This is a genomic window from Paenibacillus flagellatus, assembly GCF_003217775.1.
GTDB lineage: Bacteria > Bacillota > Bacilli > Paenibacillales > NBRC-103111 > Paenibacillus_AB > Paenibacillus_AB flagellatus.
This window is the reverse complement of the sequence record NZ_QJVJ01000001.1, coordinates 445,523-457,421: the sequence shown is the minus strand read 5'-3', so window position 1 is coordinate 457,421 and position 11,899 is coordinate 445,523. Positions and strand designations below refer to the sequence as shown.

Below are 11,899 nucleotides of genomic sequence, written 5' to 3'. Positions count from 1 at the left end.
CCGGTAAGCGCACCCCGACGGCAAACGGACGACGACAGCGCAAACGGTCCTCTTCGACGAAGAGGGCCTGTTTCCGTTCGCGCGTCCGGCCGGCCGCGCGTCCGCGGCGAGGCGCCCCGATTTTGCGGGAGCCCGCCATTTTTTTGCGCGCCTCCTTGTCGCCGCATCCGGTATAATGGAGTTGCATTGGGAACGGCGACTCGCCATTACTCATTACTTGCGGCAAGGAGAGCTTTCCATGGAATTGCGAATCGAAGACAAATACCGCATTGTGGCCGAGCATACGTCGGACACCATCGTCCTGGTCGACAACGACGCGGTCGTCCGCTTCGTCTCTCCGTCGATCCGGGCGCTGTCCGGCTACGATATCGAACAATACGAAGGGACGGACGCGTTCGCCCCTCTTCATCCCGAAGACCGGGACCGCGTGCGTGCGGCCCATGCCGAGGTCGTCCGTTCGAATCGGCCGGTCGATTTGGAATACCGGCTGTTTCACGCGTCGGGGCACCTCGTCTACGTCGAAGCCCGGGTCAAGCCGGTGCTGGACGACAACGGGAACGTCCGCTGCGTCGTGGCGGTCGCGAGGGACGTGACCGAGCGGAAGCAGGCGGAGCAGCTGCTCGAAAATATTTTGGACAACGTGAACGCGGCGGTTTGGTCGACCGACAAAGATTTTGCCAAGTACCGGTTCTGCTCGGACAGTATGGTGAACATCATCGGCATGCCGAAGGAGGAAATTATGGTTCAGCCGATTCGGCTGCACGACCATATCCATCCCGACGACAACGCCGTCCTGATGGGCGAAGTGAAAGCCAAGCTCGACCGGGGAATGCCGGTCACCCGGACGATCCGGATGATTCATGTCGAAGGCGAGACGCGGTGGGGGCGGCTCATTATTCATCCGTATCTGGACCGTTCGGGACAGGTCGAACGGATCGACGGCATCCTGATGGACGTGACGGAGAAAAAGCGGTCCGAGGACGCGCTGGAGGAGAGCGAGCAGCGGTACAAATCGCTGTTCGAGAACAACCTGGACGGCGTCTTCTCGATCGAGCTGGACGGGTTTTATTTCGTCAACGCCAACCGGTCCTTCGAGCAGATCACCGGCATCGAGCTGGACAAGCTGACCGACCGGTGCTTCCTGGGTCTCATTAAGGACGAAGATCATTCGACCGTCTATGAGGCGCTGTTCGGCGTCATGCAGCGCCGCGAGCCGGCGGACATCGAATGCCGGCTCGCGGCCGGCCGCGGAGAGAAGATCGTCAGCATTACGTTCGTCCCGATATTTCTGTTCGGGGAGCTGAACGGCATCCACGGCATCGTCAAGGACATCACGGAGCGGAAGCGGGAGGAGCGGGAGCTGATCGAGAGCGAGGAGCGCTACAAGACGCTCCAGCAAAGCTTGAACCGGTTCTCGAACGACTTGGCCAACGTCATGAAGGTGTCCGAGCTGGAAAACCGGCTGCTCGACGAGGTTCGGGCCGTGCTGCCGGCGTCCCGAGCCGCGATCGAGGAGGCGCCGGGCGGGCCGGAGCTCCCCTCGGAGCAGCCGGGAGACATTCGGATCAAGATCGGGGAGAAGAAGCGTCACCCCGTCCATTTGCGCCTCGCGATGGACCGGCCGATGCTGCGGATCGAGGAGGAGTGGCTGGAGACGGCCGTCCATTACGTGACGATTCTTTACGACAATCTGCAATTGATCGAGGATTTGATGAAGCGGCTGGAAGAGATGGTGACGAACGACGAGACGCCGAAATGGATGCTGCGGCTGCTGTTCCGCTTGTCCGAGAAGGAGCGGGCCGCGCTGTCGGGCGACCTGCACGACACGGTGCTGCAGGACCTCATCATCTGGTACCGCAAGCTGGAATCGCTGCGCTCGGCCCGCGCCTTCGACGAGGAGACGAAGCGCGAGCTGGTGCGGATCGAGGAAGGGCTGTTGGACGCGATACACCAAATCCGCATCACCTGCAACGAGCTGCGGCCGCCGTTTCTGCTGAAAATGGGGCTCGTGGAATCGTTGAAAAGCTTGTTCGCTTACGCCCGCATGTTCGCCAACTACGAGATCGAATTCGCGGCGGAGCCGGCCGACATTCCGCTTCCGCTCCAGGAGGAGCACATTCTCGGCGTGTACCGGATCGTGCAGGAGCTGTTGAACAACGCGGGCAAGCATTCCGGCGCGAGCAAGGTGACGATGTCGCTTTCGAGCCGGGACGGCCGTCTCCTGTTCGCGTATGCGGACGACGGGGTCGGGATGGACGTGGCCGCGTACGAAGGCTCGTTCGCCCATATGGGCCTCGCGGGCATCGAGAAGCGGGTGCTCAGCCTGGAAGGGGAGATGAGGCTGGACTCGGCTCCGGGGCACGGGTTCCGCGTCGAAATATCGTTGCCGATCGTATCGCAGTCGAAAGGGGAGCGTTATGGACATTTTGCTGGTTGACGATCACCGGTCGGTCGTCGAAGGGACGAAAATGCTGATCGAGTCCGAGCCGGACATGAACGTGACGATCGAAACGGACGTTTACTTGGTGCCGGATCTGGTGCGGCTTAAAAAGTTCGACGTCATCCTGTTCGATCTGTACATGCCGAACATGAACGGCGCCGATTTGACGCGCAAAGTGCTCGAATATGTGCCCGATGCCGTCATTCTCATCTATTCCGGGTTCGAGATCGCGCCTCATTTCAATTTGTTGATGGAATCGGGCGTATCCGGCTTCATCGCCAAGACGTCCACGCGCGAGCAGCTCGTCCAGGCCGTCCGCTGCGCGGCGCGGAAGGAGGCGATCGTCCCGATGCAGCTGCTCAAGCAGCTGCGGCGCCAGGAGATCGTCGTGCACGGGGAGTCGGAACGGGAGAAGACGACGATTACGGCCGACGAGGACAAGCTGCTGCGGGAGCTTGCGAAGGGGAAGAGCAACAAGGATATTTCCAAGACGCTCATGATCAGCCAGCGCTCCTTGGAGTACAGCTTGACCGAGCTGTTCCAGAAGCTGCACGTCTCCTCGCGGGTCGAGGTGATCAAGAAGGCGAAGGCGCTGGGCATTTTGCCGGCGGAGGAGCTGTATTGAACGGATAGGACCGGCGCGAGCCGGTTCTTTTTTTCTATTTGAAGGGCCTGGACGGTCGAACGCCTACAAGCCGCGCGAGCGCGCGGATGGAAACAGAACCCGAATAGCCGTGCCGCGGCCCGGGTCGGACTCCACTTCGATCGTGCCGCCCAGCGCCTCGGTCAGCGCCTTGCTGATCGCCATGCCCAGTCCCGTCCCCTCCCCCCGGCTCTCGGAATCCGTCCCGCGGTAATAGCGATCGAACAGCCTCGCCTTCGTCGCTTCGTCCATGCCCTCGCCGTCGTCTTCGAATGCGACGGTGACGGCCCCTTGCTCGTCGCTCCGGACGGACACGGTAAGCGTCGTCCCCTCCCCGTTGTGCAGCAGCGCATTGGCGACCAGATTGTCGGTGATCCGCTGAAGCCACGGCTTGTAAACGACGAGCGGAGCCGGTCTGTCTGCAGGCGAGAACCGGATCCGGCTCTGCTCGAACCGAGGGTGGCTGGACGCTTCCCGGACCGCTTCCGCCATAAATTCGTTGAGATCGACCGTCTCCAGCTCCGGGGCCTGCCCGCCGCTGCGAAGCCGATACGTCAACGCCAGATCGTTGATCAGCCCGTCCATGTGCTGCGCCTTGTCCAGTACGATGCGCGCGAACGAACGCACCTCTTGCGGCGACCAGTCGTAAGCGTCGGTTTCCAGCATATGCGCATAGCCTCGGATCGAGGAGAGCGGCGTCTTCAAATCGTGCGACACGCCTGCGATCCATTCGTCCCGCATCCGTTCCGTCTCCGCGCGCAGCCGTTCGTTGCGGCGGAGCGTCTCCGACAGCGATTCGAACGAATGAAGGACCTCGTCGTACATGCGGTAGTTGGCCTTCCGCTTGCCGCGGCGGTTGCGGCTCCTCGGCCTGCCGTCCGGTCCGGCGGGCTCCGCGTAGCGGCTTTCGTCCAGCGCGCGCAGCCACTTCATCATATGGAGGAGCGGCGAACCGATCCGGTGGCCGAACCAGTACGAGACGACCAGCAGAACGAGCAGGACGGACAGAGCGAGTGCGCCGATTCCTACGGCGAGCGCCCGGATTTCCGGGGGAAAGACGGGGTGTCGGCCCGGCTCGTTGCCGGGCAAAGGCGCACTTAGCGCCCATGTTCTACCGGAATCGGCGTCAAAGTGCACCACCAGCTTGGTCCCGTAACGGTCGGGATAGATCGATCGCAGCGCCAGCTCCTGAGGAGAATAGCGGCTGAGCGCCCCCTCCGGTTTGTTGAAGGCGGCCCGCTCCGTACCGTCGGCATCGAGCACTTGAAGCCAAGAGCCGTTCCGCTCAAGCCCGGCCTTCAGCCTCTCGGGCAACACGACCTTGTCGCCCTGCAGCACCCCTTGTGCCGCCATCGACTCCAGAAGCCGTTCGTCCGGATCGCTCATGCCGTACAGCAGCGTATAGGTAACTCCGTCCTTTTCTTGAATCCACAAGTAAAGCGAGTACGGGAACGGCTCCTTCCCGAGCCAATACGCCGTCAATTCGCCCGGTCCGTAACGGTCCGGCACGTCCGGCGGAGTGAAGAAGGCCTCCGTCACCCGGCCTTCGCCGTCGAGAAGCTGCAGCCACCCTCCGCTTTGCCGGACCTGCTCCAACAGCCCGGGGTCGAAATGCAGCTTCCCGTCCTTTACCACCATCGTCTGCAGCAGCCGTTGCAGGCCGGCGCTTGCGAAATTCCGGCCGGCTTCGATCTGCAGCAATCTTTGACTGATCCAACCGAACGCGCCGGCGGCGAGCAGCAGCAAGACAAGCCCCAGCGCGGCCAACCATCCGATCAGCCGCAGCGTAAGCCGCCATCTGACGTTCATGGGACGGCCCTCCTGCCGGCCAGTTTGTAGCCCAGACCGCGCACGTTGAGCAAATATTCCGGCTGACCCGGATCGGCCTCGATTCTCTCGCGAATTTTGCGAATATGCACCATGACCGTATTGTCGTCGCAAATGCTGCTCTCGCCCCAAACCCGCTCGTACAGCTCGCTCTTCGTGAATATTCGGTTCGGATGCCTGCACAAAAACAGCAGCAATTGGAAAACAAGCGACGGGCAGGCGACCTGCACGCCCTCCACCCACAGCTCGGCGGACGCCTCATAAACTTGGAACCGTCCGAAATCGTGCACCGGTAGGCCGGTCGCTCCCGCGGCCGCACCGACCCTCAGCGTGCGCCGCAGCAGCGATCGGATCCGGGCGACGACTTCGAGCGGATTGAACGGCTTGGTGACATAGTCGTCCCCTCCGACCGCAAAGCCTGTCAGTTTGTCCAGATCGGTCGCCCGCGCGCTCAGAAACAAAATCGGCGCCTCCGATAGCCGCCTAATCATCGAACAAGCTTCAACCCCGCTCATATCCGGCAGCATGACGTCCAGGACGATCAAATCGTACGCTTTGCTCCTGCAAGCCGCGAGGGCCGCCTCGGCCGTCCCGGCCTTGTCGACGGACCGGAAGCCTTCCTTGCGGAGCACCGTCTCCAGCAATTGAAGGATCGCCTGCTCGTCATCCACCAGCAAAATGGCCGCCTCGTTCACGCTTTTCCTCGCTCCTCCGCCGCTTTTTTCTTTATTCTATCATGTTCCGCCGGCTTGCGAAGAAGCGCAACCTTACCGGAACCTTAATTTTGGTTTCCTTGAAATTAAGTCTGCGGTAAGCTTCCGTTTTTCCGCGCATAAGGCTCATCCTTTACAATAACCCTTAACACACTCGAGGAAGGGGCTGTCCAATCCCATGAGAAAAACGATATTGGCCCTGATCGCGCTTACCGTTATGCTGACGGGTTGCGGGAGCGGGGGAACCGGGGAAACCGGCAGTGCCGGCACACCGCCCCACGGCGGGGCGGAACATGCCGGGAACGCGGGAGCGGAGAATAAGAAGCCTTCGGAACCCATGCAGGCGGATCGCCTGAAGCCGGAAGCCGTCGGGCAAGCTCTGCTGGACGGCGAGATCGAACGGGTGTACCGGCAATTGAGCGCGGATTTTCAAAAACATGTGACAGGGGATCAATTCCGCGAAGCCGTCACGACCGCCGCCAAAGGAGTGAGCGCCTGGAAGACGGTGTCGAGCCTGCCGCTGAACGGCAGCCTGTATCTCGCGCAAATGAGCCAGGACGGGAAGACGGGGCTGAAGCTCGCGACGGATGCGAATGACACCATCGCCTCCATGCAATTCGTCCCGTTGCAGAGCTTCCCGAAGACGGACTCGACGTTAACCAAGCTGGCCTACCGGCTGCCGTTTCAGGGAGACTGGTACGTCTTCTGGGGCGGGGAGAACGTGCTCGCCAACTACCATTATGCGGTGGAGAGCCAGCGGTACGCCTACGATTTCGTGCAGGTCAAGGACGGTTATTCCTATAAGGGAGACCCGAGCAAGAACGAAAGCTACTACGCTTACGGCCAAAAAGTCGTATCGCCGCAGGACGGAACGGTTGTCCATGTCGTCAACGACATCGCCGACAACGTGCCGGTAGGCGCCATGAACGCCGAGCAGCCGGCCGGCAACGTCGTGGTCATCGATCACGGCAACGGCGAATTCAGCTTCCTCGCCCACCTGAAGACCGGCTCCGCCACGGTCAAGGTCGGCGACAGCGTAACCAAGGGCCAAGTGGTCGGCTTATGCGGCAATTCCGGCAACTCCAGCGAGCCTCATCTGCATGTCCAAGTTTCCGACAGCTCCGACCTGTTCGCGGGCAAAGCGATTCGCGTCCGGTGGGAGGGCGGCGTGAACCCGCAACAAGGCGAAACCGTAAGCGCCGGCGTCGGGAACGGCGGAGCGGGGACGTCCAAGTAAGCTTGCCGTTCTTTCGCAAGCGGAGGCATGCCCGTGGGCCGTCCGCTATCGGTTTGGAAGGCAAGCCCCTCGCACGGTGCGAGGGGCTTGTTTCTTTTTCGTGTGGCGGCGGTTGCGCGCCGTCCGCAAATTTTTGCGGGACGGTCGTCTCCGTTTGCGCGTTCTCCTTTTCCGGTCTGCCTTATGATGGGTTCATAACCGAAAGAGAGGACGACAATCGCATGATCCAACTGGAGCAAGTATCGAAAGTGTTCGCCTTGGAGGCCGGTCCGTTCACGGCGCTGAAGCCGGCCGACATTCATATCGGGAAAGGGGAGTTCATCGCCATCATGGGGCCGAGCGGCTCCGGCAAAAGCACGCTGCTGCAGCTGATCGGCGGTCTCGATCTGCCGAGCGGCGGCACGGTGGCCGTGGACGGCGTCCGGCTGAACGAGCTGAACGAGAAGGAGCGGACGCTGTTTCGGCGGACGAAGGTCGGCTTCGTGTTCCAAAACTACCAGCTGCTGCCGATGATGACCGTGGCGGAAAACGTCGGGCTCGCCATGGCGGCCAACAAAGCGTCCAAAGCCGATATCCGCGCGCGAGTGCGCGAGCTGCTGCAGGACGTCCGGCTCGAGGACAAGGAGCACCATTTCCCGTCGCAGCTGAGCGGCGGCCAGCAGCAGCGCGTGGCGATCGCGCGGGCGCTCGCGATGAAGCCCGGCCTTCTGCTGGCGGACGAGCCGACCGGCAACCTGGACCGGAGCAACGGCGAAAGTATTTTGCAGCTGCTGTCGCGCTTGAACAAGGAGGAGCGCATCACCGTCGTGATGGTGACGCACGACCCGCACGCGGCGGCGGCGGCGGACCGGATCATCACGATCCGGGACGGTCAGGTCGTGCGGGATGAACGGGACGGGGGGGAACGGACGTGAACGTATGGTCGATCGCTTGGCGCAATTTGAAGCGCCGCAAGCTCCGGACGCTGCTCACCTTCCTGTCGATCGTTATCGGGGTCGCCTCCACGTTCGCGGTCATCGCATCCGTCGATTCCGCGAAAAAGGTGTTTCCGCTCTACTTGAAGGCCGCGTTCGGCAAGGCGGATTACCAGCTGCTCGGCACCGAGGCGTATTTTTCGGAGCAGATCTTCCGGGAAGCCGCCGCGAAGCTGGACGGGACGATCGCGATCGCGGTCGCGGAGAAGAATACGAAGCTGCATCTGGAGCGGGAGGACATTTCTGCGATCCAGAAGCGGGTCGATCTGACCGGCTACAGCCGGCTCGATACGCCGCTGACCGGCTTCAAGACGGTGAAGGGGAGCTTGACGGGCGAAGGGGCCGTCATCACGGACCGGACGGCGCGCGTCTGGCGCGTCGATGTCGGCGATACGATCGCGTTCAACACGGACGACGGCGTCCGTACGATTCCCGTATCGGCTATCGTCCGCTATACGGTCGAGCTGATGGGACCGTCCAGCTGGACGATGGCGAAGTACCACCCTTGGTCGGTGGCCGTCCCTCTTCCCGTCCTGCAGGAATGGTTCGGCATGCCGGGGCAAATCGACGGGGTGCAGATCAAGCTGGACCCGAACGCCGATGCGGACGCCTTCGGGCAGCGGATCGACGCGTTTGCGAAATCGCATGACGGCATCTTCGCGCAGCCGATCGTGCTCGACTTCGACGAGTTTTTCCAAGGAGTGGACACGTTTTTCCTCGCCTTGTACTTGGCCGGCTTTCTCGGTATCGCCCTGAGCGCGTTCATCATGTTCAATTCGTTTTACGTAGGCGTCAAAGAGAGAAGGAACGAATTCGCCGCGCTCAAAACGATCGGCTACACGCCCGAGCAATTGCGGGCATTCGTGCTGATCGAGGCACTTCTGCTGGCGGCGGCCGGAACGGCGGTCGGGCTGATCGCCGGCTACGGGCTCGCGATCGGGCTCAAAACGGTCATTTTCCTCATCTTCAGCGTGCACGACGACAGCGGCATGACGCTGGCCAAAGGGTTGGCCGTCGCGACGCTGGCCGGCTTGCTCGTGCCGGTCGCGGCTTCGCTGTACCCGATGCGGCAGGCGGGCAGGACGAGCGTCATCGGCGCGCTCAAAGAAAGCGGAGCCGGTACGGGGCCGAGGCCGTTCCGGATATGGCAGGCGCCTCTCGGCGTCGTGCTGATCGGTTCCGCCTTCTTCATCAAGCATCTGCTCTTGCTCGTTCCGCTGCTGACCGGCGTCGCGCTCGTGTTCCCGTTTCTGTTCCGCGCATTCGTCGCTCTGCTCGGACCGGTGTACCGGTCGGCATTCGGCTTCGGCGGCGCCATGGCGGCCCGCAACCTGAAGCGGAATCCGGCGCGCACGGCGATGACGTCCGTCATTTTGTGCATGGGCATCGCGATGATCGTGCTGATGAGCTCGTTGAACTCGGCGCTGCTGCAAACGTACGAACGCATCATCTACGCTTCCTACGGGGGCAATCTGGACGTCGAGCTCCATCATATCGAGAAAACCGACCTGGAGCGGATCCGAGCGATCGACGGCGTGGCGGACGCGCAGACGTACCCGCTGCACGGCGCGATATGGAGTCTGAACGGCCAGAAGCGGAAGCTCCCGGTCTACGGCGTGGGAGCGGAATGGATCGACCGGTTTCCTCTGTTCGCCGCAACGGGGCAGACACGCGGCGAGCTGATCGGCCGGCTGGCGAAGGACGAAATCGTGCTGGACAAAATCGCCTTCAACATTTGGGGAGGACGCATCGGCGAGACGGTGCGGCTCGAAACGAAGCAGGGGATGCGGGATTTCAAGGTGGCCGCCGTCGTCGATACGATGAAGAACAGCGGATTCGGCGCCTTTCTCGAGGAGGAGACGTTCCGGGACAGCTTCGGGCTGAAGTACGAGCGGAACGCCCTCGTCATCAAGGACGATTCCATCACGCCGGTGCAGCTGCGGGAGCGCGTGTTCGAGCAATTCGGCGAGCGGATCGAGGAGATGTTCGGACCCGAGGACTGGGTGTCCATCGTCGGCGCCACGTTTACCGGCTCGTTCTCGATCATCAACGGACTCGTCGTCCTGTCGATCGTCATCTCGGGCATCGGCATTACGAACACGCTGCTCATGAACATTATGGAGCGGGTTCGCGAGCTCGGGATGATGCGGGCCGTCGGCGTCACGCGCCGGCAAGTGGTCGGCATGGTAATCGCGGAAGGGCTCGGCATCGGTCTCGCGGCGACGATCGTCGGCTGCCTGTTCGGCATCCTGCTGATCTATATGACATCGACGTTTCTGGAGGTCAACGCGTTGACGTACCGGTTCGGCGTATCCTGGACGATTGTGGCGATCATCGCGCTGTTCGGCGTCGCGGTCAGCCTCGCCTCCAGCTTCGCACCGGCTTCCAGAGCGGCCAAAACCCGATTAAGCGAGGCGCTGCGCTATGAGTAAAATGAAGCTGTGGATTTCGGTCATGGGACCTTTGCTGCTGCTGCCGATGTTGTCCGGGTGCGGCACGGAGCCTTCTTGGGACAAAGAGGAAATATCGGCGCCGAGCGCTCGGATTTTGTCGGACGAGGTGAAAGCGGAATGGACGGTCGGCGAGGCCGGACCGTCGGACTCCGCCGGCGGCCGGCGGACGATCCGGGTCGCGATCGAGGGGAAGGACGGCAAGCCGATCGAGTCGTTCGAGACGAATCACGAGAAGCTGCTTCACCTGATGGTGATCAGCAAAGATTTGTCGTACTTCAACCATATCCACCCCGAGTACAAAGGAAACGGCGCGTTCGAAATCGCGAACGACTTCCCTTCCGGCGGCGATTACCGGCTCATCGCCGACTTCAAGCCGACCGGAGGCGATACGATGACGAAGATGGCGTGGGTGAAGCTCGACGGGGCGAGCGCGGCGCCGGTGCCCGTCTTCCCGGACGCGGTACTGGACAAGACGTTCGCGGGCAATCGGGTGAAGCTGACCGTCGACGGGCTCGCAGCCAACAAAGAGACGACGCTGGCGTTCTCCATCGCGGACGAACGGACCGGCCGGCCGGTCACCGACCTGGAGCCTTACTTGGGCGCCATCGGACACGTGGTCGTGCTGACCGAGGACGGCGAGCGGTACGTGCACGTCCATGCCGAGGAAGGGCAGGGGACGGGGCCCGAGGCGCTGTTCGAGACGACGTTCCCGAAGAGCGGCATCTACAAAATATGGGCGCAGTTCCAGCGGCACGGCGAAGTGTTCACGGCGTCCTTCGTCGTCAACGTTCCTTAATCGTAACAACGCACCGGTTCCACCCGCGGATCTTCTCCGCCAGGCGCCATCGGCCAACCGTCCCGAACGGTCTGCCGGCGGCTCGGGCGGGGAGGATTTTTTGTTCGTCTTCCATGCGGCTCGTCTTTTTCTTTCAGTTGTACTCAGCTCCTTCCGTAACTTTACCGAGCCCGGCTTCTCGCGCCAGCAGAATGGCTTGGGCACGGTCGACGACTTGCAGTTTGTTCAAGATGTTCGATACGTGATTGCGGACCGTCTTTAAGCTGAGTTGAAAAGAAAGGGCAAGATCGGCCATCGTTTTCCCCTTGGCCAACTGCTCCAGTATTTCAGTCTCCCTGACGGTCAATCCCGGGAATATTTCTTTTTGCGGAGGACGCTGAAGCGTATCGAAATAATACATCATCTTGCTGGCGATTCCAGGGCTGAATATAGCCTCCCCGTCTGCGACGGCGACAAGAGCGCGGAGAATCTCCTTAGGTTTGGCTCCCTTGAGCAAATAGCCGCGAGCGCCCGCCCGGATCGCCGAGAAGACGGAATTATCGTCATCGAACATCGTCAGAATCAGAATTCGGATATGCGGGCTAGTTGCGATTATTTGACGGGTGGCTTCGATTCCGTTGACGCCGGGCATGCTGATGTCCATCAAGATCAAATCCGGCTGCAACGATTCGGCCAAACGAATGGATTCATCCCCGGTTTCGGCTTCCCCCACGACCTCCAAACCCTCGTATCCTTGAAGCACGGCGATGATCCCTTCCCGGAAGAGGGGGTGGTCATCAGCTATTAATAGTCTCATTTTCTCCACCGCTAGAAGCC

At 61.6% G+C, this 11,899-nt stretch carries 9 protein-coding genes; 6 read left to right on the top strand and 3 right to left on the bottom strand.

From position 1 onward, the window contains the following. Positions 1-238: 238 nt before the first annotated feature. Both DLM86_RS02120 and DLM86_RS02115 read left to right on the top strand, forming a co-directional pair. Complete coding sequence (locus DLM86_RS02120) at positions 239-2,437, top strand: sensor histidine kinase (RefSeq protein WP_110838300.1); 2,199 nt, start codon at positions 239-241, stop codon at positions 2,435-2,437. Continuing rightward, a complete protein-coding gene (locus tag DLM86_RS02115; protein ID WP_110838299.1) occupies positions 2,418-3,065 on the top strand; it encodes a response regulator transcription factor in 648 nt (215 codons plus the stop codon). Before DLM86_RS02120 ends, DLM86_RS02115 begins: the two co-directional genes overlap by 20 nt. Before the next feature lie 63 nt (positions 3,066-3,128). Here DLM86_RS02115 and DLM86_RS02110 read toward each other — a convergent pair whose 3' ends face one another. Both DLM86_RS02110 and DLM86_RS02105 read right to left on the bottom strand, forming a co-directional pair. Continuing rightward, complete coding sequence (locus tag DLM86_RS02110) at positions 3,129-4,892, bottom strand: sensor histidine kinase (protein ID WP_110838298.1); 1,764 nt, start codon at positions 4,890-4,892, stop codon at positions 3,129-3,131. Next, on the bottom strand, positions 4,889-5,605 hold the full coding sequence (locus tag DLM86_RS02105) for a response regulator transcription factor (protein WP_110838297.1): 717 nt from the start codon (positions 5,603-5,605) through the stop codon (positions 4,889-4,891). Before DLM86_RS02105 ends, DLM86_RS02110 begins: the two co-directional genes overlap by 4 nt. Positions 5,606-5,801: 196 nt before the next feature. Between DLM86_RS02105 and DLM86_RS02100 the strand changes: the two genes are divergently transcribed. The 4 genes from DLM86_RS02100 to DLM86_RS02085 all read left to right on the top strand — a co-directional run bounded on the left by DLM86_RS02100 (position 5,802) and on the right by DLM86_RS02085 (position 11,083). Further along, on the top strand, positions 5,802-6,860 hold the full coding sequence (locus DLM86_RS02100; RefSeq protein WP_110838296.1) for a M23 family metallopeptidase: 1,059 nt from the start codon (positions 5,802-5,804) through the stop codon (positions 6,858-6,860). A 221-nt stretch (positions 6,861-7,081) separates the two neighbouring features. Continuing rightward, positions 7,082-7,774 (top strand): ABC transporter ATP-binding protein, encoded by a 693-nt coding sequence (locus tag DLM86_RS02095; protein ID WP_110838295.1) that lies wholly within the window; start codon positions 7,082-7,084, stop codon positions 7,772-7,774. Beyond that, positions 7,771-10,266: an FtsX-like permease family protein gene (locus DLM86_RS02090; protein WP_110838294.1), complete on the top strand. Its 2,496-nt coding sequence runs from the start codon at positions 7,771-7,773 to the stop codon at positions 10,264-10,266. The genes DLM86_RS02095 and DLM86_RS02090 overlap by 4 nt, the downstream gene beginning before the upstream one ends. Further along, on the top strand, positions 10,259-11,083 hold the full coding sequence (locus DLM86_RS02085; RefSeq protein WP_110838293.1) for a hypothetical protein: 825 nt from the start codon (positions 10,259-10,261) through the stop codon (positions 11,081-11,083). Before DLM86_RS02090 ends, DLM86_RS02085 begins: the two co-directional genes overlap by 8 nt. A 133-nt stretch (positions 11,084-11,216) precedes the next feature. On the opposite strand, the gene DLM86_RS02080 is transcribed toward DLM86_RS02085, so the two are convergent. Further along, entirely contained in the window at positions 11,217-11,879 is a 663-nt protein-coding gene (locus tag DLM86_RS02080; RefSeq protein WP_110838616.1) for a response regulator transcription factor, read from the bottom strand. Positions 11,880-11,899 lie beyond the last annotated feature (20 nt).

Excerpts from the sequence above, each read along its gene's own strand:
- DLM86_RS02120 (WP_110838300.1), top strand. The coding sequence starts at position 239 with ATGGAATTGCGAATCGAAGACAAATACCGCATTGTGGCCGAGCATACG.
- DLM86_RS02115 (WP_110838299.1), top strand. The coding sequence starts at position 2,418 with ATGGACATTTTGCTGGTTGACGATCACCGGTCGGTCGTCGAAGGGACG.
- DLM86_RS02110 (WP_110838298.1), bottom strand. The coding sequence starts at position 4,892 with ATGAACGTCAGATGGCGGCTTACGCTGCGGCTGATCGGATGGTTGGCC.
- DLM86_RS02100 (WP_110838296.1), top strand. The coding sequence starts at position 5,802 with ATGAGAAAAACGATATTGGCCCTGATCGCGCTTACCGTTATGCTGACG.
- DLM86_RS02095 (WP_110838295.1), top strand. The coding sequence starts at position 7,082 with ATGATCCAACTGGAGCAAGTATCGAAAGTGTTCGCCTTGGAGGCCGGT.
- DLM86_RS02085 (WP_110838293.1), top strand. The coding sequence starts at position 10,259 with ATGAGTAAAATGAAGCTGTGGATTTCGGTCATGGGACCTTTGCTGCTG.
- DLM86_RS02080 (WP_110838616.1), bottom strand. The coding sequence starts at position 11,879 with ATGAGACTATTAATAGCTGATGACCACCCCCTCTTCCGGGAAGGGATC.